Below are 21,810 nucleotides of genomic sequence, written 5' to 3'. Positions count from 1 at the left end.
TATCCTCGATTGCTGGCCGCGTTCGGCCGGTCTATGAACGGCTCGGACCCTTTTCTGATCCGGTCGGATCAAAAAAGGGTCCGATTCGCATTGGAGCGATCAGATCGCTCGAAAAAGGCTCGTCCGCGCCTCTCGCGCGGGACCCGGCCGCCGCCCTCGAACCCATGATGGCCCGACGAATGACGCGAGTGTCGCCCTGGTGGGCCAGGGATGTTTACGCCGATCGCAAGCCATTTCTCAAGGCTCGCGCGCGGATCGCCGCCGCCCTGCGGCAGTTTTTCTCTACCCAAGGCTTTGCCGAGGTGGAGACGGCGGCCCTTCAGCTCTCGCCCGGCAATGAGACCCATATTTCGGCTTTCGGCGTCGATCTCGTCTCCGACGCAGGTGAGGCGAGCCGGCTCTATCTCCATACGTCGCCGGAATTTTCCTGCAAAAAGCTGCTGGCGGCGGGGGAGGAGCGCATCTTCACCTTCGCCCGCGTGTTCCGCAACCGCGAGCGCAGCGCCCTCCACCATCCCGAATTCACCATGCTGGAATGGTATAGGGCGAATGAGCCGCCGGAGCGGCTGATGGAGGATTGCGCCGGCCTGCTCGCCGCCGCGGCCGAGGCGCTGGGCGTCGAGCGATTCGCCTATAGAGGCGCGAGCGTCGACCCTTATGAGGAGCCGGAGGCGATCTCCTGCCGCGAGGCCTTCGACCGCTACGCCGGCATGGACCTCGCCACGCTGCTCGGCGACCGCGACGGCCTCGCCCGCGCCGCCGCGCTGGACGGGATACGCGTCGCCGAGGACGATGATTGGTCCGACCTCTTCAGCAAGATTCTCTCCGAGAAAGTGGAGCCGCAGCTCGGCCGGGCGCGCGCGACCCTGCTCTGCGACTATCCGGCGAGCGAGGCGGCGCTGGCCCGGCCCAAGGCCGACGACCCGCGCTTCGCCGAACGCTTCGAGCTTTTCGCCTGCGGGGTGGAGCTCGCCAATGGCTTCGGTGAGCTGACCGACCCGGCCGAGCAGCGCCGCCGTTTCGAGGAGCAGATGGAAAAGCGCGCCCGCATCTATGGCGACCGCTATCCGGTGGATGAGGATTTCCTCGAAGCGCTGGCCCATATGCCGCCGGCGAGCGGCATAGCGCTCGGCTTCGATCGGCTGGTCATGCTGGCCAGCGGGGCGGAGCGCATCGAGCAGGTTTTATGGACGCCGGTGGCGGAAAAGGGGACGTAGCCGCCGCGCCTTTCGCGCTGCCGATCGATGGCGTGGAATGCGAGCAGCGCCGTCGCCAGCGCGAGAGCCAGCAGCGCCTCCGGCGCGCGAAGGCCGAAGATCGCATAGCCCATGATCATCGCCGGAAAATGGAAAAGATAGAGCGGATAGGAGAAGGCCCCGAGATAGGCGGCCACTCCGCGCAGCCGCTGCGGAAAGGCGATCCTGCCGCGAAGGAGAAGCGCGGCGAGCGGCGCGAGAAAAGTGACGACGGCCAAGGGCTCCGGCGTCATCGGCCCGAAGCGCACCGCCGCCGCGCCGAGGACGGCGAAGCCGAGCGTCGCGACGGACCGCTCCCACCACAAAAGAAAGCCGAGCAGCCAGCACCAGAGAAAATCCAGCGCATTGGATTTGAGCAGCGCCCGATAGGCGAGGCCGAAATCGGCGCTACGCGGCAGCAGAAAGCAGAAGAGGGACAGAGCCATCAGCGCGAGCAGGCGCTTTTGCTCGAGGCGCCGGAAGAAGGGCGCGAGCAGATAATAGAAGACCTCTATCGCCAGCGACCACAGCGGCCCGTCGAATTGCAGAGGCCGCACGAAAAAAGCCTGCAGGAAAAACAGATTGCCGAGCGCGGCCGAATACTTCTCGCCCTCGATCGAGAAGGCGCCGATCTGGACATGGCCGTTCGTGGCGGCCTCGACCAGCAGCGACAGCGCCACCGCCCCGAGATAGAGCGGATAGATGCGCAGCAAGCGCCTCAGATAGAAGCCTTTTTCCTCGCGCTCCAGCGAGGCGGCGATGGAAAAGCCGGACATCAGCAAAAAGCCGAGCACCGCGGCCTTGCCGCCGAAATCGTCGAATGTCTCGACAAAGCCGCCGGAGGCCGCCGGATACCAGCTCAAATGCCCGGACAGGACCACGAAGGCGAGGAAGAAGCGCAGCAGCGCCAGAATCTCCCATGGCGCGTTTTGGGTGGTGACCGGCATAGGGGCTCGAGAACGAGGGGACGTGCTGCGACACTATAAGCGAATATCCCTCGTCACGGCGAACCGCCCGGGATAGCATCGCCGCCATGCGCGTCATCGACATCCACGAAGCGAAACGACGCCTCTCACAGCTCGTCGACGAGGCGGCTCGCGGAGAATCCTTCGTCGTTGCAAAAGACGGCGAGCCCCTCGTCGAGGTCTCGGCGTTCGCGGCGACGCCGTCTGGCCGAGTCGAAAGGCTCGGCTTCATGGCCGGCCATTTTCAGACGCCCGACGATTCCGATCGCATGGGCGCGCCGGAGATCGAGCGGCTCTTCGGCTCGCGCTCGCGAAATTGAGCGCGTCACGCCGCCGAAAGTCCCGTTGCCACGCGTGAATTCGGCCGTATAAGCGGCCCGATGACCGAGGACAGCGCCCGTTATCGCCTGGAGCGGAGCGACGAGACGATTCTGGTGCCGCAGGGCTCCGGCTCGCCGCGCGCCGCGACCGCGACCTCCGTGGCCGAGCTCGCCGCCGCCGGGCTGGTGGAGCCGGCGCGAGCGGCGACGCTGGCGGCCGTCGAGGCGCGCTATAGCGTCGCCGTGACGCCGGAAATCGCCGCGCTGATCGACAGCGCCGATCCTGCGGACCCGATCGCCCGGCAATTTCTGCCCGACCTCCGCGAGCTGGAGACGCGCCAGGAGGAGCGGGCCGATCCGATCGGCGACGACGCCTTCAGCCCGGTGGAAGGGCTGGTGCATCGCTATCCCGATCGCGTGCTGCTGAAGCTGCTCTCGGTCTGCCCGGTCTATTGCCGCTTCTGCTTTCGCCGCGAGACCGTCGGTCTCGGCAAGGGCGCCATGCTCTCCGACGAGGCCGTGGACAAAGCGCTCGCCTATGTCGCTGAGCGGCCGCAGATTTTCGAGGTCATTCTCACCGGCGGCGATCCGCTGGCGCTCTCGGCCCGGCGGCTGCGCATGGTCGCCGAAAAGCTCGCCGCCATTCCGCATGTCGCCGTGCTGCGCGTCCACACGCGCGTTCCGATCGCCGCGCCGCGCCTCGTCACGCAGGAGCGGCTGGCGGCGCTGAAGGCGAGCGGCAAGGCCGTCTATATGGTGCTGCACGTCAATCACGCCCGCGAGCTGTCGGCCGCGGCGCGCGAGGCCGTGGCCGGCATCCAGAGCGCGGGCGTTTCGACTCTGGCGCAGACCGTGCTGCTCGCCGGCGTCAACGACGCGGCCGACACGCTCGAGCAGCTGATGCGCGCTCTGGTGACGGCGCAGATCAAGCCCTACTATTTGCACCATCCCGATCTCGCGCCGGGCACCGGCCATTTCCGCCTCTCGCTGGAGCGCGGGCAGGCGCTCTATGCGGAGCTGGCGCGACGGGTCTCGGGCGTCGCGCTTCCCTCTTACGTTCTCGACATTCCCGGCGGCTACGGTAAGGTTCCGCTTCAGCAATCTCATCTCGAGCGCGATGCAGACGGCGGCTGGCTCGTCCGCGACCGCGCCGGAGAGCGAAGGCCCTATCCGGCGGGAGATCGCGGCCAATAGATGGCGCCCCGCCGTCGGCGTCGCCGCAAGATTGGCAAATTGTTCGTCTCATTGCGCGTATATGGCTCGTCTCATCAACGAAAGCTTCGCCTTGCGCCGTTTTCTCGCCCTCTGCCTCATCCTCTTCTTCGCCGGCGCCGCTGTCGCCGCGGAGCCCTCTTCCACGCTCGAGCAGTTCAACACGCGGCTCGACGCCGCCCGCGCGACGCTCGAGGAAGTGGAGACCGCCCTCGCCGATCCCTCGCTCAATGACGCCACGCTCAGGAGCCTGCGCGATCGGGTCGATGCGCTGCCGGCCGAGCTGCAGGATGTGATCGACCGGCTGACGCCGCGCCTCGCCGCCTTGCAGGCGCGGCTCGACGAGCTGTCCGGCCCGGCCAAGCCCGCCGGCGAGACGAAGGAGGCGCCCGCGGCCGCCCCGCCGCCGGCTCCGGCCGAGGCGCCGCCCAAGAAGGAGGAGCCCGCCCCCGGCAAAGGCGCGCGCGCGCCCGGCAATGGCAGAGCCATCATCGCCAGAGCCTCGGCCGAGACGCGCTCTCTGCCCACGGCCGTCCCCGCGCCCGCGCCTGCCCCCGCTCCGGCGGTGGATAGCGGCTCGCTGGCGACGGCGAGCGTCAACGCCGAATTCGCCGAGCAGAAAAAGCTCTATGAAGAGGTGGACGCGACGCTGAAGCGCGCGAGGGCGCTGTCGATCGAGACGCGGCAGACCGCTCTGGTGATCCGCGCGCGGCAGCGGTCGCTCTTCGCCAAGACGCTGTTCCTGCGCACCAGCGGTCTGTTCTCGCCCGCACTGTGGAGCGCCGCTCTGCAGGAGCTTCCCTATGACGCCAAGGTCTTCGGCCTGCTGCTGGAACAGCGCGGAGAGGCCGTCTCGGCGCGGCTGCGCAATGGGCAGATCGAGACTTTTCTGGCGACGATATTTTTCACGCTGCTGCTCGGCGTCCCGGCGATTCTCTTCGCCCGCCGCTTCTCGAAGCGCGAGGCGGCGGTCGAGGCGCCGGATCGGTTCCACAAGGCAGCGGCGGCGTTGACGACGACCATTGTGACCGCAGCGCTGCCGATCGCCATCGTCGCGGCCATCGCTTTGGCGCTCGACGGCTTTCAGCTCGAGGACGCCGTTCTCGCGCCCCTCGGCCGGCGACTGTCCGAATCCGTGACTTTCGTCGCCGTTTCCTATGGCCTCGCGCGCGGACTGCTGGCGCCGGGCCTGCCACAATGGCGGCTCGTCGGCTTAGGCGATCGGCTCTCGCGGCGGATGCTCTATCTCGCGGTTCTCATCGGCTTCGTCGCCGCGGCGACGCGCGTTCTGGAGCAGATCGCCGAATTCGTGCAGGCGAGCCTTCCGGTGATCGTGCTGACGCGCGGCGCCGGCGCCTTGTTCATCGCCATCGTCTTTCTCATCGTCACCGTCGCCACGCGCCATGAGACATGCGAGGGCGACCCCGGCGCCGATCTCGAGGGGCGCGACCGGATCTACGCCCTTCGTCTGCTCGCCTGGGTGGAGATCGTCGTCATCACGGGCGCGCTCGCGGCGGGCTATGTCGCCTTCGCCAACTTTCTGGTGTTGCAGCTCGCCTGGCTCGCGGCGGTCGGCACGGCGCTCTTTCTCCTGCTCGCCTTCGTCGAGACCGGCCTTCAGCGCCTCTTCCAGCCGGAGACGCCGCTCGGGCGGACCCTCGTCTCCGGTTTCGGCGCGAGGCAAGAATCGCTCTGCCAGCTCGCTGTGGTGTTGACCGGCGTCGCGACGCTCGGCCTCTACGCCTTCGCGCTCTTCGTCGCGCTGGTGCCATATGGATTCCAATCCGGCGATTTCTTCGGCAATCTGCAGACAGCCTATGCCGGCTTCAAGATCGGCGAAGTCACCATCTCGCCGGCCGGCATGGCGACGGCGCTCGCCCTCTTCGCGCTCACCTACGGGGCGACCAAGGCGCTGCGCCGCTGGCTCGATCAGCGCCTGCTGCCGCTGACGCGGCTCGACATGGGCCTGCGCCATTCCATCGGCGCCAGCCTCGGCTATGCCGGATTCATTCTCGCCGTCTCTGTGGCGCTGGCCGAGCTCGGCCTCAGCCTCGAGCGGCTCGCCATCGTCGCGGGCGCGCTGTCGGTCGGCATCGGCTTCGGCCTGCAGTCGATCGTCAATAATTTCGTCTCCGGCCTCATCCTGCTGTGGGAGCGGGCGATCCGCGTCGGCGATTGGGTCGTGCTCGGCGACGAGCAGGGCTATGTGAAGCGCATCAATGTGCGCTCCACCGAGATCGAGACATTCGATCGCGCGACGATGATCGTGCCCAATTCCAATCTCGTTTCCGGCGTGGTTAAGAATTGGTTGCGCAACGATCGCATCGGCCGCATCAAAATCGCCATCGCCCCGCATTCGGGCGTCGATCCCGAGCAGATTCGGGAGCTATTGCTCGCCGCCGCCAAGGCGCAGGACGGGCTGCTGCGCATTCCGGCGCCGCAAGTGATGTTCCTCTCCATGGAGCAGACGGCCTTCCGTTTCGAGCTGTGGTGCTATGTCGAGGATGTCGAGCAGGCGACGCGGGTGAAGAGCGATCTGCTCTTCGACATTTATCGCCGCTTCGCCGAGGCGGAAGTGAAGATTTCCGCCCCCGCGCCGGCGCCGGCGGTGGTGCAGGTGATGGGGCTGGAGCCTTTCGCGCCATCGCCGCGCGCGCTGGAGACCACACGTGAGCGGGACTATGCGGTCGCCGGCGAATGAGTGTAGAAGGCGCGCGCGTTCCGCTTCCTTCCGCTCACAGACGAAAGCGCATGTCTCACTCCCTTCGCTTCCTCGCGCCGGCCGCGGCGCTGCTCGCGCTCGCATCCTGCACGAGCGAGAGCCGTCTGCCGAAAGAGCCCGAGCAGCCGAGCTTCTATCGCTCGCTCGCCGCGCCGAACGCGCGCGTCGACGCCGAGGCGGCGCGGGACATGATCTCGCTCTATCGCAGCAACAATGGGCTCTCGGCGCTGGCGCTGGACGCCTCGCTGCAAGAGGCCGCGCAGGCGCAGGCGAGCGCCATGGCCTCCGCCAATTCGCTGAGCCATGAGGTGCGCGGAACGCTGAACATGCGCCTCACCGCGCGCGGAATGCGCAGCGTCAGCGCGGCGGAGAATGTCTCGGCCGGCTATCACACGCTCGCCGAGGCGTTCTCGGGATGGCGGCAGTCGCCGCCGCACAATAAGAATTTGCTGATGAAGAAAGCGACGCGCATGGGCATTGCGACCGCCTATGCGCCCAATGCGAAATACAAGGTCTATTGGGCGCTGATCCTCGCCGACTAGAGCGTTTTATCCGATCCAATCGGATCGGATGACGCTCTCATTTCTCTATTGGGAGCGAATTCTGATCGATCGAACGATTCCGTTCGATCAGAAAGCGCTCTAAAGGATCACGCCCGGCGCTTGCGCTTGCGGCCGCCGCCCGTCGCCTTGCCGCCGCCGCCCGGCGTTTTGGTCGCCGCATCCTCCGGCCGCACATAGCGCACGCCCAGAAAGAAAAGAATTTGCGCCTCGCCGACGATGGGCGGCGCGACGGCCGCCGACCTCGCGCGAGAGGAGAAGGCTATGAGCTCGCCCATTTCATCGCCCCCGCAATGAACCGGCCCCCGAAATGAACCGCGCAAATCGCGCGATCGGTCGATTAGGGGCCGCCGAGGGTTAATGTTGCGTCAATGTCCACGCGCTAAAATCGCTGTTCGTGTATTAAGTTTGCGATTGGTGCGTATATGCCACGAGGCGAAAGCGAAAATCGGAAGGCCGAGGCGGCTCTGTTCCGCGAGATCGTCGACCAGTTCGTCGCGCGTCCGCTGCATCCGGCGGCCGATATAGAGCAGTTCGAGACGCTCGTCGGAGGCTTCATCGATGTGCTCGACGCCGATGTGGTCGCCGAGCGGGCTTTGGAGTTGTGCCGCCATCCGGACACGCCGCGCGGAATCGTCGCGCGGCTGCTGGACAAAGGCGGGCGCGTCTCGCGCATCGCCATAGAATATGCGCCGGTCATTCACGCCGGCCTCGTGCGCGCGCTCGCCGAGCATGGCTCCGCGGAGCTCGCCGTCGCCATCGCCCGCCGCTCCTCGCTGGAGCGCAAGATCGTCGCCGGCCTCGCCTCGCGCGGCGAGAGCGAGGTGCTCTGCGCGCTCGCCGCCAACCGGCGCCTGCATCTCGATCAGGCGGCGCGGCGCTCGCTGCTGCAGGCGGCGCGCGACGATCTGCGGCTCGCCCGCATATTGCTGGACCGCGCCGATCTCGCGGTGGACCCGGAAGCGCTGTTCCTCGCCGCCGATTCCGGCGAGCGCTCGCGCATCTTGCTGGAGGCGGCGACGCAGGCTCTCGTCTCGAATGGGCCGGAATATGTCGCGCGGCCCGCGCCGGCGCTGGCCGAGGAGATCGACGCCTGCGCCGTCGCGCGCGATTTCGAGGGTCTGGCCGAGGCGCTGGCGGAAGCGCTCGACTGCCGCAAGTCGCGCGCGCGCGCCATTCTCATGGACAAGAGCGGCGAGGCGCTGGCGCTCGCCCTGCTCGCGCTCGGCGTATGCGAGGACACGGCGATCCGCATTTTCCTCGGCTCCGAGCGCGCCTCGCCGGATGTGGAGCGCATACGCTCTCTCATCGCGCTGATGCGCTCGACGCCGCCGCGCGCCGCGCAAAGGCTCGTCGCCGCCATGACCGGCTCGCTGCGCCAGGAGAAGGAGCGCGCCGCCGCCGCTTCCGCGCGCCCCGGCGCCGTAGAGCAGAAGCGCAGGCGCAGGCAGAAGAGCCAGGCCGCCAAAGCGCAGGCGTGACAGCTGCTCGAGATGCGAGCCTCTAAGGCTCGCTCTCGTCTGGCGCGCCCCTAAGGCCGCATCATGCCGCAGCGGCAATTCGTCCTTTATTGACGCTCATCAACGACGTGCGGCGACGCGCCCTTTACGCGACTCTTCGTTCGGTCGCGGCGCGCCTCGATCGAACCAATCATTCGATGGAGGAAAAGGCATGTCGCTCATCACCTGGACGCCCGAGCAATTCGCCACCAACGTCTCCAAGCATGACATAGAGCATCAGGAAATTTTCCGTCTGCTGAATGTTCTCGGCGATGCGGTCGCGAGCGGCGACCGCGACGCCGTTGGCCGCGATCTCGACGCGCTCATCGCTTATGTGGCCGAGCATTTCGCCTCGGAAGAAGCGAATTTCGAAGCCTATGGCTATCCGGCCTTTCCGGGCCACAAGGCCGAGCACGACAAGCTGGTCGCCGCAGCGCTCGATCTGCAGAAGAAGTTCCACGCCGGCGAGGCGGAAGTGACCGCCGATACGGCGGCCTTTCTCGTCGGCTGGCTGACCGATCATATTCCGAAAATCGACAAGCTCTACGGCTCCTTCCTCAATGAGAAGGGCGTCGCGTAAGACGCGCGCGGTTTTCCTCTCCCCGCGCCAGCGGGGAGAGGACGAGATCGACCGAGACGGCCCGGTTTCTGGAATCCGCCTCGCTATGTCATAAGACCCGCGCAATTCACAGATAAGCGCGCGGACATGATACGCCTCGAGAACATCAGCAAGCAGAACGGCCAGCAGCTCCTCTTCATCGAAACGTCGGCGGCGCTGCTTCCCGGCGAGAAGGTCGGACTGGTCGGCCCCAATGGCGCCGGCAAGACGACGCTCTTCCGCATGATCGCGGGCCAGGAGCGGCCGGATGAGGGCCAGGTGTCGGTCGATCGCGGCGTCACCATCGGCTATTTCAACCAGGATGTCGGCGAAATGGCCGGCCGCAGCGCCGTCGCCGAGGTGATGGACGGCGCAGGCCCGGTGAGCGCCGTCGCCGCCGAGCTGGCCGAGCTCGAGGCCGCCATGGCCGATCCCGACGCCGCAGAGAATTTCGACGCGATCCTCGAGCGCTATGGCGAGGTCCAGGCGCGTTTCGAGGAGCTGGACGGCTATGCGCTGGACGGTCGCGCGCGCGAGGTGCTGGCGGGTCTCGGCTTCAGCCAAGAGATGATGGACGGCGACGTCGGCGCGCTCTCCGGCGGCTGGAAGATGCGCGTCGCGCTGGCGCGCATTCTGCTGATGCGCCCGGACGCCATGCTGCTCGACGAGCCGAGCAACCATCTCGATATCGAGAGCCTGATCTGGCTCGAAGGATTTTTGAAAGGCTACCCCGGCGCGCTGCTGATGACCTCGCATGATCGCGAGTTCATGAATCGCATCGTCGGCAAGATCATCGAGATCGACGGCGGCTCGCTCAACTCCTATTCCGGCGATTATGAATTCTACGAGCGCCAGCGCGCGCAGAATGAATTGCAGCAGCAGGCGCAATTCGAGCGGCAGCAGGCCATGCTCGCCAAGGAGATCAAATTCATCGAGCGCTTCAAGGCGCGCGCCTCGCATGCCGCGCAGGTGCAGAGCCGCGTGAAGAAGCTCGACAAGATCGAGCGCGTCGAGCCGCCGCGCCGGCGCCAATCGGTCGCTTTCGAATTCGCGCCGGCGCCGCGCTCCGGCGAGGAGGTGGCGACGCTCTCGCGCGTCTCCAAGCGCTATGGCTCGCGCAGCATTTACGAGGGCCTCGATTTTCAGGTGCGGCGCAGGGAGCGCTGGTGCGTGATGGGCGTCAATGGCGCCGGAAAATCCACGCTATTGAAGCTCATCGCCGGCGCCGCCCAGCCGGACGAAGGCGCGGCGGCGCTCGGCGCCAATGTGAAGATGGGCTATTTCGCCCAGCACGCCATGGAACTGCTGAACGGCGAGCACAGCGTCTTCGAGGCGCTGGAGGACGCATTTCCGCAAGCGGGACAAGGCGCGCTGCGCACGCTCGCCGGCTGCTTCGGCTTTTCCGGCGATGATGTGGAGAAGAAATGCCGCGTGCTCTCCGGCGGCGAGAAGGCGCGGCTGGTGATGGCGAAAATGCTCTATGACCCGCCGAATTTCCTGGTGCTGGACGAGCCGACGAACCATCTCGATCTCGGCACCAAGGAGATGCTGGTCGAGGCGCTCGCGGCCTATGAGGGCGCCATGCTGTTCGTCTCGCACGACCGGCGCTTTCTGGCGTCGCTCTCCAATCGCGTGCTGGAGGTGACGCCGGAGGGCGTGCATCAGTTCGGCGGCGGCTATACGGAATATGTCGCCCGCACCGGGCGCGAGGCGCCGGGCGTGCACGGGTGAGCGTGGCCTCGCTCAGCGCGCGAGATGCCGGTCGAAAAAGGCTTTCATCTTGGCGACGGCGAGGCGCGATTCCGGCGCGTTCGGAATCTGCCCCTGGAACACATGCGGCATGCCTTCATAGACGTCGAGCTTGGCGGTTCCCCCCGCCGCTTCGATCGCCTGATACAGTCGCACCGAATCGCTGAGCAGAATTTCCCGCGTGCCCACCTGAATGAGAGCGGGCGGAAAGCCTTTCTCGAAATCGCCATGGACCGGCGAGACATGAGGATGCGCCCAATCCTTCTCATCCGCATAGGCGAGCATGGCGTTTTTGATCTGGCGCTCATAGGACATGATCGGATCGGCGTCGCGCAGCGTGACGCGCGTGTCGGCGGCGTTGCGAAAATCGGCCGTCAGCGACCATGTCGCCACGGCGCCCGGCAGGCCGAGGCCTTCGTCGCGCATCTTCAGCGTCGTCGCGACAGCGAGATTGCCGCCGGCGGAATCGCCGAACATGGCGATGCGCCGCATTTGCGCGCCGCCGGCGAGCAGGCGCTTGACGACGGCGACCACATCTCCCGTGATCTGCGGCCATTTCGCCGCCGGCGCGAGTCGATAATCGACGACGACGATGCGACGGCCGAAGACGCGCGCGAGCTTCGCCATTCCCTCGAGCGCGCCACGCGCGTCGAAATACACGAAGGCGCCGCCATGGAGATAGACGACGACCGATCCGTCATCGACGAGCCCGTTTGGCGCAATGTCGAAATAGGAGACGCCGTCGGTCTCGATTCGCGACACGGCGACGCCCTTTGCCCGCAAGGCGGCGAGATCGACCTCGCGCGCCGCAGCGGCCGCCGCCTGCAGCCGCGCCCAGCCATCATGATCGCCGGGCTCCGGCAAAGTGGGGATGATGGCGTGATCGCCGCCGATTTTCGCCAGCAGCCGCTTGCCGTCCGTCGAAATCGTTTCGGGAACCCAAGCATAGGCGGAAGTGTGGGCCGGATCGGCCGCCGACGTCGGCCGCAGCAGCGCGACCAGCAGCAATCCCGCCACAGCGCAATGCGCGAGCGATTCCTTCAAGCTTTCACCCCGATCGCAAGACGGGCGGCGCCACGTCTCGAGCGGAGCAGAATGCGCGAGACGCTTTTCTAATGCTTTGCTCGATCGCGATGACTGTTTCTATCCGATGACTCGTCGGCGCCGAAAGGGAGGCGCTCGCTCTCCCTGCGAGGAAACGCGCGGCGAGAGACCCCCGCCGCGCGCCGAATTGCGGAAAGATCACATCCGCCGCAGCACATCTTTCTCGAAGCACTCGCGGATCGTCTCTTCCTTCAGCTTGCGGCCGATGAAGACGAGGCGCGCGCTGCGTTTCTCGTCGGGGCGCCAGTCGCGCTGCAGATCGCCGTCCAGAATCATATGCACGCCCTGGAAGACGAAGCGCTTGGGCTCGTTGGTGAAGGCGACGATGCCCTTGCAGCGCAGAATATCCGCGCCCTCGCGCTGAACGAACTCATTGAGCCAGGGCACGAAGACATTGGGATCGAGCTCGCCCTCGTGGAGGATGGAGACCGAGCCCATCTCCTCATCGTGATAATGCTTCAGCCCATGGCCGTGATCGTCGTGATGCGCGTGCTCATGATGGTCATGATGCTCGTGCTCGTGATGATCGTGGCCGCAATCCGGCCCGCACTCATGGTCATGGCCATGCTCTTGATGGCCGTGATCATGATCGTGATGATCGTGATTCTCCGCCTCGAGGAAGCGCGGCTCTATCTCCAATATGCGATCGAGATCGAAAGCATTGCGCTCCAGCACCGCCTCGATCGGCACTTGCGCCTTCACCGCATGATGCAGCGTCGCATAAGGATTGATGGCGCGAATGCGGCCCTCGACCTCGGCCAGCTCCTCGCGCGTGACGAGATCGGTCTTGTTCAGCACGATCACATCGGCGAAGGCGATCTGATTCTTCGCCTCCGGCGCATCGGCGAGGCGCTGGGCCAGAAATTTGGCGTCGGCGAGCGTCACCACCGCGTCGAGCCGCGCCGCCGCCTTCACATCCGCATCGACAAAGAAGGTCTGCGCGACCGGCGCCGGATCGGCGACGCCGGTCGTCTCCACGATAATGGCGTCGAACTTGCCGCGGCGCTTCAGCAGACCTTCGATGATGCGGATGAGATCGCCGCGCACGGTGCAGCAGATGCAGCCATTGTTCATCTCGAAGATTTCTTCGTCGGCGCCGACGACGAGGTCATTGTCTATGCCGATCTCGCCGAACTCATTGACGATGACGGCGTAGCGCCGTCCGTGCTGCTCGGTGAGGATGCGGTTCAGCAGAGTCGTCTTGCCGGCGCCGAGATAGCCGGTGAGGACGGTGACGGGAATCTTGTCGGTCAAGGCGGTTCTCCTATTGCGCGTTCTTGCGAAGCTGATCGCGCTTCTTCATGAGTTCCTGCATGTTCATTTGTCCGCCCTGCAGCCCCGGCATCACGATGTCGCCCGGCTTCTGGCCCGGCTTGCACGGACCGAGCCACTTCGCCTCGAGCACCATATCCGCGGAGGCGAGGTTATGGATCGGCGGCGTATAAGTGATGTGAAGCTCGCCGCGATAGGCGGAGTCGAAGCTCCCGGTGAAAACGCCTTCCGTCTTCGTCACCGACTTGTCGAGCTTGCAGACCGAGCTGACGCGATATTTATCGCCGTCGCGGGTGAAGCTCAGCTTCTCACATTTCGGCCCGTTTTCGCCGATGTTCTGGCGCAGAATGTCGTCCGTCTTCTCGTCGATGCACATTTCCACCTCGCCGCTCGGCGAGGGCGCGCCCTGCATGACATGCTCCATGCGCCAAAGGCCGGGCTTGCGGCGCGGCGTCTCATCCGCGGCGGCCGGAAGGACAGGCGAAAAGACAGGAAGACAGAGCACGCAAAAAGCGGCGCCGAGAGACAGGTGAAATCGCATGGGACAGGCTCCAGGGCGCGGGATCGCCAGCGCGCCTGAGAATAGTATAAACGAAAATCCGGCCGAAAATCGTCGGGCGACCGTGAGCCTCAGGACGCGAGCGCCTCGGTCAACTGCTTCACATTGAAGCGCATCAGCCGGAGATAGCTCGGCGCCGGGCCGTCCGGCGGGGAGAGCGCGTCCGAATAGAGCGTGCCGCCGACCTTGGCCCCCGTCTCCGCGGCGATGCGCTTGGCGAAGCGCGGATCGACGATATTCTCGAGGAACACGGCCGCGACCTTATGCGCCTTCACCGCATCGACGATGCGGGCGATGTCCCGCGCGCTCGCCTCGGCGTCGGTGGAGACGCCCTGCGGCGCGATGAACTCCACGCCATAGCGCGCCGCGAAATAGCCGAAAGCGTCATGGGTGGAGACGACGCGGCGGCGCGCCCGCGGAATGGCGCCGATCGCCGCGACGATCTCGGCGTCGAGCCCGCCGAGCGCATGGAGATATTCCGCGGCATTGGCCTTGTAACGCTCGGCGCCGTCCGGATCGGCCTCGACCAGCGCGTCTCTTATGTTGGCGACATAGATTTTGACATTGGCCACATCCTGCCAGGCGTGCGGGTCGATACCCTCCCCTTCCTTGCGCGGCGTGACGGCGCGGCTCGCGGTGACGATGCGGGCTTTGGTCTTGGAGGCGGCGACGAGCCGGTCGATCCAGCCTTCGAAGCCGAGGCCGTTGACGAAAACGAGCTTGGCCGCGGCGAGGCGACGTCCGTCCTGCGGGCTCGGCTGATAGACATGGGCGTCGCCGTTCGGTCCGACGATGGTCGTGACGTCGATGCGGTCGCCGCCGACGATGCGGACGAGATCGCCGAGAATGGAAAAGCTGGCGACGACAGGCAGCCTCGGCGGCGGCGGCGGCGCAGGCTGGGCGCGCAGCGGCGAGGCGAGGAGCGCGAGCGTCGCCAGCACGGCGCGACGCGACAAAAGGCAAAAATGCGAGGACGTCGCGCGCGATGATTCCATGCGTCACCCCTCCAAATGTCGCTTGGGCCTCCGCAAGCGAATCACGCCGCCGGTCTTTCCGAAAATCAAAGAGAGGAAATAAGCGCCGCCCGCCATGAGGATGATCACGGGTCCCGCGGCGAGGCCCGTGCGGAAGGACAGGACGAGGCCGAAATAAGAAGAGGCCGCGCCGATCGCCGCCGCCAACGGCAGCGCCCCGGTGAGATCGCGCGTCCACAGACGCGCCGAGGCGGCCGGCAGCATGATGATTCCGACCGCCATCAGCGTGCCGAGCGCATGGAAGCCGGCCACCAGATTGAGCACCACCAGCGCCAGAAAGGCGAAGGGAATCCATTCCCCCAGCGGGCTGACGCGGCGGGCGAAGAGCGGATCGAAAGTGTCCAGCGCCAGCGCCCGATAGGCGAGCGCGAGCGCCGACAGAGTGAAGCTCGCAATGGCGGCGAGGAAGATCAGCGTGGCGTCGTCGAGCGCCAGCACCGAGCCGAACAGCACATGCAGGAGATCGACATTCGAGCCCTTGAGCGAGACGAGCGCGACGCCGAGCGCCAGCGAGACGAGATAGAAAGCCGCGAGCGAGGCGTCCTCGCGCAGGGCCGTCCAGCGCGCCGCCGCGCTCGACGCCACCGCGACGGCGAGGCCGGCGAGCAGGCCGCCGAAGGTCATGGCCGGCAGCGACAGGCCGCAGGCGAGATAGCCGAGCGCCGCGCCGGGCAGAATGGCGTGCGAGAGCGCGTCGCCGGCCAGCGACATGCGGCGCAGAATCAGGAAGACGCCGAGCGGGCAGCCGGAGATCGACAAAGCAATTGCGCCGACCAGCGCGCGGCGCATGAATTCGTAATCGACGAAAGGCGCGATGAAGAGCTCATGCAGCATGGGGAGTCTCGTCGCGCCGGCATTCCTCGGCCTCGCGATCGTACGCTTCGACCATGTGGCTCGCCTGCGCGAGATGCGCCTCGGACAGCGCCTCTCGCGTCGCGCCCCAGAAGATCGGCTCGCGCGCCAGCAGCAGCGCCTGCGGAAAGGCGCGGCGGGCGAGATCGAGCTCGTGCAGAACCGCGATGACGGTGCGGCCCTCCTCCCGCCAGCGGGCGATGATCTTCACCAGATCGTCGATGGTTCGGGCGTCTATGGCGCCGAAAGGCTCGTCGAGCAGAATGACCGGGCAATCCTCGACCAGCAGCCGCGCGAACAGCACGCGCTGCATCTGGCCGCCGGAGAGCGTGCCGATCGCGCGGTCCTCGAAACCCTCGAGGCCGACCGCGGCGAGCGCCGATGCGATGCGGGCGCGCTCCGCCGCGCCGACGCGGCCGAAAAGCCCGATGCGGCGCATCGCGCCCATGGAGACGAAATCCAGCACATCTATCGGAAAGGCGTGATCGATCTCGGCGGATTGCGGCAGATAGGCGATATCGCGCAATGCGAGGCCGTCATAGACGATGCGACCGCCGAGCGGCGTCAACAGGCCGGCGAGCGCTTTGAGCAGAGTGGATTTGCCGGCGCCGTTCGGCCCACAGACGGCGAGCCCCGCGCCGGCCTCGACGACGCCGGAAATATGATGCACGGCCGGGCGACGCTCATAGCCGAGCGTCACATTCTCCAGCCGGATCGCGCCAGCGCTCATTCGTCGCGCCTTCAGCTCAGCGCCCAATAGACGGCGGCCCAGAGCAACGCCAGCACGGCGGCGGCGGCGAGAAGCCGCTCGCCCGCCGAAAGGCGCAGCAGCGAGACGCGGCCGTCGGCGCGCTCGCCATGCGCATGAGCGGCGGGCGCGTCCTTTTGAAAAATCGCCGATTGCGGTCGGTTCATTTTCAAATGTTATATTATAACAGATGCGGCCGGCAAGCTCGGAATGCGCTCAACTCGCCCGACCGGGTACGAGAATGACGCGGAAGTCGTTCACATTGGTGCGCGTCGGGCCGGTGACGAGGAGATCGCCGAGCTTCTCGAAAGCCGTATAGGCGTCGTTATTGGCGAAGAACGCCTTGAGATCGACGCCCTGCGCCGCCGCCCGCGCGAAGGAATCGGCGGTCATGATCGCGCCGGCGTTGTCCTCGCTGCCGTCGATTCCATCCGTATCGCAGGCGATGGCGGAAATGCCGCCGAAGCCTTCGAGCGCCAGCGTCAGCGCCAGCAGGAACTCCGCGTCGCGGCCGCCCTTGCCATTGCCGCGCACGGTGACGGTGGTCTCGCCGCCGGAGATGATGGCGACGGGCGGCGCGATCGGCTGCGCATGGCGGGCGATCTGCCGGGCGATGCCGGCATGCACCAGCGCGACGTCGCGCGATTCGCCCTCGAGATCGCCGAGGATGAGCGGCGTGAAGCCCGCCTTGCTCGCCACTGCGGCGGCGGCGTCCAGCGAGCCTTGCGGCGTCGCGATGAGAATGTTCTCGACGCGATCGAAAATCTTGTCGCCGGGCTTGGGCGTCTCGCAGGCGTCGGTCGACAGATAGGCGAGCACGGCGGCCGGCGCGTCGATCTTATATTTGGCGATGACGGCGAGCGCGTCCTGGCGCGTCGTCGGGTCCGGCACGGTGGGGCCGGAGGCGATGACGGAGAGATCGTCATTCGGCACGTCGGAGATCATCAGCGCGACGACCTTGGCCGGCGCGGCGGCGCGGGCGAGACGTCCGCCCTTGATCGCCGAGAGGTGCTTGCGCACGCAATTCATCTCGGAAATGGTCGCGCCGCTCTTCAGCAGCGCCTTGTTGACGGCCTGCTTCTCCTCGAGGCTGACGCCGTCCGCGGGCAGCGCCATCAGCGCCGAGCCGCCGCCGGAAATCAGCGCGAGCACGAGATCGTCCTCAGTGAGGCCTTGGACCTTCGCGAGGATGCGTCCCGCGGCGGCGCGGCCGGCGGCGTCCGGCACCGGATGCGAGGCCTCGATCACCTCGATCTTGGAAGTGGGGGCGCCATGCTCGTAACGGGTGACGACGAGGCCCTCGATCGGATGCGGCCAATGCGCTTCGACCGCCGCGGCCATGGAGGCGGCCGCCTTGCCCGCGCCGACGACGATGGTGCGGCCCTTGGGCGGCGCGATCTTCTCGAGGAAGGCCGGCAGGCAGACGGACGGATGCGCCGCGCCGACAGCGGCGTCGAACATGGCGCGGAGAAGCGTGCGGTAGTCGTCAGACATAGACCAAATCCCTGAATCTCGACGTTCTCCCTTCTCCCGCTTGAGGGAGAAGGGAGAGAGCGCTACGACCGTCGTGTTCTCCCTTCTCCCACTTGTGGGAGAAGGATGCGCGCCCGACGATTTGGCTACTGCTTACGCAGCGCCGATCTGATCCGCCTTGTCGATCAGCGCCTGGGCCATGCGGATGCTGGCGATGTCGATCAGGCGGCCGTCGAGAGACACGGCGCCGCGGCCTTCCTTGGCCGCCTGCTCCATCGCCTCGAGAATGCGGCGGGCCTTCTTCACTTCCGCCTCGGAAGGCGTGAAGACCTGATTGGCCAAATCGATCTGCGAGGGATGAATCGCCCACTTGCCCTCGAAGCCGAGGACCGCGGCGCGCTTGGCGGCGGCGATATAGCCATCCGGATCGCCGAAGTCGCCGAACGGGCCGTCGATCGGACGCAGGCCATAGGCGCGCGCGGCGACGAGGAAGCGCGTCTGCGCCGCATGCCACTGGTCGGCCCAGAAATACTGGCGATTGCCCTCGGCGTCCTTGTCCGAGAGAACGCCATAATCCGGGTTCACGCCGCCGATGACGGTGGTGCGGGCGCGGGTCGAAGCGGCATAGTCGGCGACGCCGAAGGAGAGCGCCTCATTGCGCTTCGAAGCCTGAGCGATCGCCTCGACATTGGCCATGCCGAGCGCGGTCTCGATCAGCAGCTCGAAGCCGATGCGCTTGGTGCGCTTCTTGTAGCTCTCGATCTGCGTGACCAACATGTCGATGGCGTAGACGTCCTGCGGAACGCCGACCTTCGGAATGAGGATCACGTCGAGACGCGGGCAGGCCTCGACGACATCGACCACATCGCGATAGCAGAAATGCGTGTCGAGGCCGTTGATGCGCAGCGTCATGGTCTTGGAGCCCCAATCGATCTCATTGAGGCCCTGGATGATGTTCTTGCGCGCCTGCTCCTTGTCGTCCGGAGCGACCGCGTCCTCGAGGTCCAGGAAGACCTGGTCGGACTTGGAGGTCGCGGCCTTCTCGAACATGCCCGGGGCAGAGCCCGGAACGGCCAGCTCGGAGCGATGGAGACGCGGCGTCGCCTGCTCGATCAAAGTGAAACTCATGATGACTCCCTTTCCCTGTGTAAGAGCTTATCCGGTGGCGCCGAGGCCGGCGGCGATGCAGCTGATCGACAGCAGCAAAGCCGACTTGTATTCCTCCTTCAGCGCTTCCTCTTCGGTGGTGCGGAACAGGCGCAGCAATTCCACCTGCTCGCGGTTGACCTCGTTGATGGTGGCGAGGCGATGCGCGAGCCGCGCCTGATAGTCGGTGAAGCGCGCGCCGATCTCGCCGCCGCCGGTGATGCGCAGCACGCTCTCGCAAGTGAGGTGATATTCGGCCTCGATCGCCGAAAAGATTTTCTTGCGCACGGCTTCGTCGGCGACCAGCGAAGCGTATTGCCGGGCAATGCCGAGATCGACCATCGCCAGCGTTTTCTCCACCTCGTCGAGGATGAGGCGGAAGAGGCGCGAATCCTCGAACATGCGATGCAGCAGCTGCAGGCCGCGCTCGCCGCGCACCTCGATGAAGCTGGTGAGGCCGGAGCCGACGCCATACCAGCCGGTGATGGCGTGACGGTTCTGCGCCCAGGCGAAGACCCAAGGGATAGCGCGCAGATCCGCGAGGCTGCGCGCGCCGAAGCGACGCGCCGGCCGCGAGCCGATATTGAGCAGCGAGATTTCCTCGAGCGGGCTCGCCGCCTGGAAATAGGCGACGAGATCGGGATCGGCGATGAATTTGCCATAGGCCGCGAGCGAGGCGCCGGAGAGCGCCTCCAGCGCATCGTCGAACTCCGCGCGGGGAACGAGCGCATCCTCGCGCTCGGACTTCAGCGCATGGGCGAAGACGCTGCTCGCCAGCAGCTCCAGCTGATAGGAGGCCGTGCCGCGATTGGCGTATTTGAAGGAGACGACCTCGCCCTGCTCCGTCACGCGGAAGCGGCCGCGAATGGAGCCCGCCGGCTGCGCGGCGATGGCGTGTCCGGTCGGCGCGCCGCCGCGGCTGACCGAGCCGCCGCGGCCGTGGAAGAAGGCGATGGCGACGCCCAGCTCCTCGCCGAGGCGCGTCAGCTTGGATTGCGCTTTCGCCAGCTCCCAGTTCGACGACATGAAGCCGCCGTCCTTGTTGGAGTCGGAATAGCCGATCATCACCTCTTGCACATTGCCCTGCCAGCGCGTGCTGCGGCGCACGACGGGCACGCGCAGCAGCTCGCGCATGATGACGGGCGCGGCGCGCAGATCGGGAATCGTCTCGAACAATGGCACGATCGGCAGGGTGCACAGCTCGAGGCCGGCGTCATCGAGATAGAGCCCGCCATGCTTGGCCAGCACATAGGCGCCGAGAACATCGGCGACCGAATGCGTCATGGAGAGGATGAAGCTGCCGAAGGCCTCGCGATCGAGGCGCGAGCGCATGTCCGCGACCAGCGCGAACATGTCGAGCGTATCTTGCGACTCCGGCGCGAGGCCTGTGAGCGGAACGCCATTGCGCGGCTGCGCCAGCTCGGCGATGAGCCAGGCCTGCCACTCGGGCGAGTCGACGTCCGGCGCATCCTTGCCGGTCTTGATGCGATGAATGTCGCGCAGCGCATTATTGGTGCGCGTCGTGTTCTCGCGCAGATCGAGACGCACGGTGCTGAAGCGGAAAATCTCCACCGCGCGCCGCGCCGGCCGCACCATATCGGCGGCGAGCGACGGGCTGCGGCTCTCGATCAACGCCTGCTCCAGAATGCGCAGATCGCGGATCAGCTCGTCGGCGTTGCCGTAGCGCGCCTTGCCGCGACCTTCGCCCTTGGTGGTGAGGATCGTCTCGTCGAGCTTGCGCAGCACGCAGGTGAGATATTGGCGGAAGGCCTCGCCGTGATTGCGCGTCTTGATCCTGTCGGCGTCCTCGACCTGCGCCAGCTCCGCCTCGAGCGCGGCGCGGAACTCGGCCGGGATCGTCACCGAGCCTTCGCTGATCGACAGCACGCGCGCGAGATCGAGAATGCGCTGGCGATAATATTCGAGGCTGGCGAGCGCGTTGACGGTCATCGTCTCGCGCGTCACCGCATTGGTGACGAATGGATTGCCGTCGCGGTCGCCGCCGATCCAGGAGCCGAATTGGAAGAAGGGCGTGATATCGAAGCGCTCATTGGGATAATGAGCGGCGAGCGCGCTCTCGAAGGAGGCGAGCATCTCCGGCGCGAGATCGAAAAGATTTTCGGCGAAGAAATGCAGGCCCCAGGCGACCTCGTGCTCGACGGTCGGCTTCTCGAGATGCAATTCGCCGGTGAGCCACAAAAGCTCGATCTGATCGCCGACGGCGCCGATGCGGCTGGCGCGCTCGCGATCGGTCCAGCGCGAGGATTCGAGATCCTTCAGCAGCAGATAGATCTTGCGATTCTTCTCGAGGACGGTGACGCGCTTGGCCTCGGTCGGATGGGCGGTGATGACCGGGCGAATGCGCAGCGATTTGAGCTGCGCGCGAATCTCGTCGGCGGTGACGCCGGACTTGGCGGCGTCCGCCAGAACATGGGCGAAGGAGCCGAGCAATTCGTCGCGGCCCTTGGCGCGCTCTATGGTGCGGCGGCGGCGCATGGCCGAGGCCTGCTCGGCGATGGAGAGCAGCTGAAACCATATGCCCTGCGCCTGCAGAGCCCGCGCCATCAGCGCCGGCGGCAGGCCGGCGGAGGAGCCGAAGCCGCTCAGCACGGGCGCGATCTCCGGCTGATGGCGCTTCACCACGCCCACGAGCTGGTCGAGCAGAAAAGCCGCCGCCTCTTTGACCGATCGCGTCGCCAGCGCCGAAGGGGCGGCGGACGAGGTCGATTCGGACAAGACCTTCTGGTCGGCGGTCATGCAGT

19 protein-coding genes and 1 pseudogene are annotated in these 21,810 nt (G+C 66.3%); 8 read left to right on the top strand and 12 right to left on the bottom strand.

Annotation, left to right across the window (positions count from 1 at the left end):
- Positions 1-179: 179 nt before the first annotated feature.
- On the top strand, positions 180-1,217 hold the full coding sequence (gene epmA, locus EDE12_RS03380) for an EF-P lysine aminoacylase EpmA (protein WP_134187981.1): 1,038 nt from the start codon (positions 180-182) through the stop codon (positions 1,215-1,217).
- 56 nt (positions 1,218-1,273) lie between these two features.
- Here epmA and EDE12_RS22195 read toward each other — a convergent pair.
- Positions 1,274-2,182: pseudogene (locus EDE12_RS22195) on the bottom strand (acyltransferase); the annotation flags it as partial.
- Between the two features lie 86 nt (positions 2,183-2,268).
- Here EDE12_RS22195 and EDE12_RS03370 point away from each other — a divergent pair.
- The 4 genes from EDE12_RS03370 (at position 2,269) to EDE12_RS03355 (ending at position 6,996) form a co-directional block, all read left to right on the top strand.
- On the top strand, positions 2,269-2,520 hold the full coding sequence (locus EDE12_RS03370) for a type II toxin-antitoxin system prevent-host-death family antitoxin (RefSeq protein ID WP_026599693.1): 252 nt from the start codon (positions 2,269-2,271) through the stop codon (positions 2,518-2,520).
- Between the two features lie 60 nt (positions 2,521-2,580).
- Entirely contained in the window at positions 2,581-3,714 is a 1,134-nt protein-coding gene (locus EDE12_RS03365; protein WP_026599694.1) for a lysine-2,3-aminomutase-like protein, read from the top strand.
- Between the two features lie 61 nt (positions 3,715-3,775).
- The gene (locus EDE12_RS03360; protein WP_134187980.1) at positions 3,776-6,433 is read left to right on the top strand and encodes a DUF3772 domain-containing protein; all 2,658 of its coding nucleotides are present in this window, start codon (positions 3,776-3,778) and stop codon (positions 6,431-6,433) included.
- Positions 6,434-6,483: 50 nt separating this feature from the next.
- Positions 6,484-6,996, top strand: coding sequence for a CAP domain-containing protein (locus EDE12_RS03355; protein ID WP_026599696.1), 513 nt, complete (start codon positions 6,484-6,486; stop codon positions 6,994-6,996).
- A gap of 107 nt (positions 6,997-7,103) precedes the next feature.
- On the opposite strand, the gene EDE12_RS03350 is transcribed toward EDE12_RS03355, so the two are convergent.
- Positions 7,104-7,292 carry a hypothetical protein gene (locus tag EDE12_RS03350; RefSeq protein ID WP_026599697.1) on the bottom strand — a complete coding sequence of 63 codons (189 nt, stop codon included), beginning with the start codon at positions 7,290-7,292 and terminating at the stop codon, positions 7,104-7,106.
- 147 nt (positions 7,293-7,439) lie between these two features.
- Between EDE12_RS03350 and EDE12_RS03345 the strand changes: the two genes are divergently transcribed.
- From EDE12_RS03345 to EDE12_RS03335, 3 genes are all read left to right on the top strand, one after another.
- Complete coding sequence (locus EDE12_RS03345) at positions 7,440-8,495, top strand: hypothetical protein (protein ID WP_026599698.1); 1,056 nt, start codon at positions 7,440-7,442, stop codon at positions 8,493-8,495.
- A 190-nt stretch (positions 8,496-8,685) separates the two neighbouring features.
- Entirely contained in the window at positions 8,686-9,093 is a 408-nt protein-coding gene (locus EDE12_RS03340; protein ID WP_024877997.1) for a bacteriohemerythrin, read from the top strand.
- A gap of 126 nt (positions 9,094-9,219) precedes the next feature.
- Positions 9,220-10,842 carry an ABC-F family ATP-binding cassette domain-containing protein gene (locus tag EDE12_RS03335; RefSeq protein WP_024877998.1) on the top strand — a complete coding sequence of 541 codons (1,623 nt, stop codon included), beginning with the start codon at positions 9,220-9,222 and terminating at the stop codon, positions 10,840-10,842.
- Positions 10,843-10,854: 12 nt separating this feature from the next.
- On the opposite strand, the gene EDE12_RS03330 is transcribed toward EDE12_RS03335, so the two are convergent.
- The 10 genes from EDE12_RS03330 to EDE12_RS03290 all read right to left on the bottom strand — a co-directional run bounded on the left by EDE12_RS03330 (position 10,855) and on the right by EDE12_RS03290 (position 21,805).
- A complete protein-coding gene (locus EDE12_RS03330) occupies positions 10,855-11,904 on the bottom strand; it encodes an alpha/beta hydrolase (protein WP_051592591.1) in 1,050 nt (349 codons plus the stop codon).
- A 198-nt stretch (positions 11,905-12,102) separates the two neighbouring features.
- Positions 12,103-13,218, bottom strand: a complete 1,116-nt coding sequence (locus EDE12_RS03325; RefSeq protein WP_026599699.1) for a GTP-binding protein — start codon at positions 13,216-13,218, stop codon at positions 12,103-12,105.
- A gap of 10 nt (positions 13,219-13,228) precedes the next feature.
- Positions 13,229-13,777 (bottom strand): DUF3617 family protein, encoded by a 549-nt coding sequence (locus tag EDE12_RS03320; RefSeq protein WP_024878001.1) that lies wholly within the window; start codon positions 13,775-13,777, stop codon positions 13,229-13,231.
- An 89-nt stretch (positions 13,778-13,866) separates the two neighbouring features.
- Positions 13,867-14,790, bottom strand: coding sequence for a metal ABC transporter substrate-binding protein (locus tag EDE12_RS03315; protein WP_134187979.1), 924 nt, complete (start codon positions 14,788-14,790; stop codon positions 13,867-13,869).
- Between the two features lie 3 nt (positions 14,791-14,793).
- On the bottom strand, positions 14,794-15,663 hold the full coding sequence (locus tag EDE12_RS03310) for a metal ABC transporter permease (protein ID WP_024878003.1): 870 nt from the start codon (positions 15,661-15,663) through the stop codon (positions 14,794-14,796).
- Positions 15,653-16,411 (bottom strand): ABC transporter ATP-binding protein, encoded by a 759-nt coding sequence (locus tag EDE12_RS03305; protein WP_026599701.1) that lies wholly within the window; start codon positions 16,409-16,411, stop codon positions 15,653-15,655. Before EDE12_RS03305 ends, EDE12_RS03310 begins: the two co-directional genes overlap by 11 nt.
- An 11-nt stretch (positions 16,412-16,422) precedes the next feature.
- Complete coding sequence (locus tag EDE12_RS21725) at positions 16,423-16,596, bottom strand: hypothetical protein (protein ID WP_157096070.1); 174 nt, start codon at positions 16,594-16,596, stop codon at positions 16,423-16,425.
- Between the two features lie 49 nt (positions 16,597-16,645).
- Positions 16,646-17,923 (bottom strand): glycerate kinase, encoded by a 1,278-nt coding sequence (locus EDE12_RS03300; protein ID WP_026599702.1) that lies wholly within the window; start codon positions 17,921-17,923, stop codon positions 16,646-16,648.
- Positions 17,924-18,055: 132 nt separating this feature from the next.
- Complete coding sequence (locus tag EDE12_RS03295; protein ID WP_024878006.1) at positions 18,056-19,030, bottom strand: CoA ester lyase; 975 nt, start codon at positions 19,028-19,030, stop codon at positions 18,056-18,058.
- 27 nt (positions 19,031-19,057) lie between these two features.
- Positions 19,058-21,805, bottom strand: coding sequence for a phosphoenolpyruvate carboxylase (locus EDE12_RS03290; RefSeq protein WP_024878007.1), 2,748 nt, complete (start codon positions 21,803-21,805; stop codon positions 19,058-19,060).
- Positions 21,806-21,810: the final 5 nt, after the last annotated feature.

The organism is Methylosinus sp. sav-2 (assembly GCF_004366495.1).
Lineage (GTDB): Bacteria > Pseudomonadota > Alphaproteobacteria > Rhizobiales > Beijerinckiaceae > Methylosinus.
Note: the sequence above shows the minus strand (reverse complement) of the source record. Positions and strands in the feature narration are given on the sequence as shown.

What these genes read in the sequence shown, in the direction of transcription:
- epmA (WP_134187981.1), top strand. Translation starts at nt 180, where the DNA reads ATGACGCGAGTGTCGCCCTGGTGGGCCAGGGATGTTTACGCCGATCGC.
- EDE12_RS03370 (WP_026599693.1), top strand. Translation starts at nt 2,269, where the DNA reads ATGCGCGTCATCGACATCCACGAAGCGAAACGACGCCTCTCACAGCTC.
- EDE12_RS03365 (WP_026599694.1), top strand. Translation starts at nt 2,581, where the DNA reads ATGACCGAGGACAGCGCCCGTTATCGCCTGGAGCGGAGCGACGAGACG.
- EDE12_RS03360 (WP_134187980.1), top strand. Translation starts at nt 3,776, where the DNA reads ATGGCTCGTCTCATCAACGAAAGCTTCGCCTTGCGCCGTTTTCTCGCC.
- EDE12_RS03355 (WP_026599696.1), top strand. Translation starts at nt 6,484, where the DNA reads ATGTCTCACTCCCTTCGCTTCCTCGCGCCGGCCGCGGCGCTGCTCGCG.
- EDE12_RS03350 (WP_026599697.1), bottom strand. Translation starts at nt 7,292, where the DNA reads ATGGGCGAGCTCATAGCCTTCTCCTCTCGCGCGAGGTCGGCGGCCGTC.
- EDE12_RS03345 (WP_026599698.1), top strand. Translation starts at nt 7,440, where the DNA reads ATGCCACGAGGCGAAAGCGAAAATCGGAAGGCCGAGGCGGCTCTGTTC.
- EDE12_RS03340 (WP_024877997.1), top strand. Translation starts at nt 8,686, where the DNA reads ATGTCGCTCATCACCTGGACGCCCGAGCAATTCGCCACCAACGTCTCC.
- EDE12_RS03335 (WP_024877998.1), top strand. Translation starts at nt 9,220, where the DNA reads ATGATACGCCTCGAGAACATCAGCAAGCAGAACGGCCAGCAGCTCCTC.
- EDE12_RS03320 (WP_024878001.1), bottom strand. Translation starts at nt 13,777, where the DNA reads ATGCGATTTCACCTGTCTCTCGGCGCCGCTTTTTGCGTGCTCTGTCTT.
- EDE12_RS03315 (WP_134187979.1), bottom strand. Translation starts at nt 14,790, where the DNA reads ATGGAATCATCGCGCGCGACGTCCTCGCATTTTTGCCTTTTGTCGCGT.
- EDE12_RS03310 (WP_024878003.1), bottom strand. Translation starts at nt 15,663, where the DNA reads ATGCTGCATGAGCTCTTCATCGCGCCTTTCGTCGATTACGAATTCATG.
- EDE12_RS03305 (WP_026599701.1), bottom strand. Translation starts at nt 16,411, where the DNA reads ATGAGCGCTGGCGCGATCCGGCTGGAGAATGTGACGCTCGGCTATGAG.
- EDE12_RS21725 (WP_157096070.1), bottom strand. Translation starts at nt 16,596, where the DNA reads ATGAACCGACCGCAATCGGCGATTTTTCAAAAGGACGCGCCCGCCGCT.
- EDE12_RS03300 (WP_026599702.1), bottom strand. Translation starts at nt 17,923, where the DNA reads ATGTCTGACGACTACCGCACGCTTCTCCGCGCCATGTTCGACGCCGCT.
- EDE12_RS03295 (WP_024878006.1), bottom strand. Translation starts at nt 19,030, where the DNA reads ATGAGTTTCACTTTGATCGAGCAGGCGACGCCGCGTCTCCATCGCTCC.
- EDE12_RS03290 (WP_024878007.1), bottom strand. Translation starts at nt 21,805, where the DNA reads ATGACCGCCGACCAGAAGGTCTTGTCCGAATCGACCTCGTCCGCCGCC.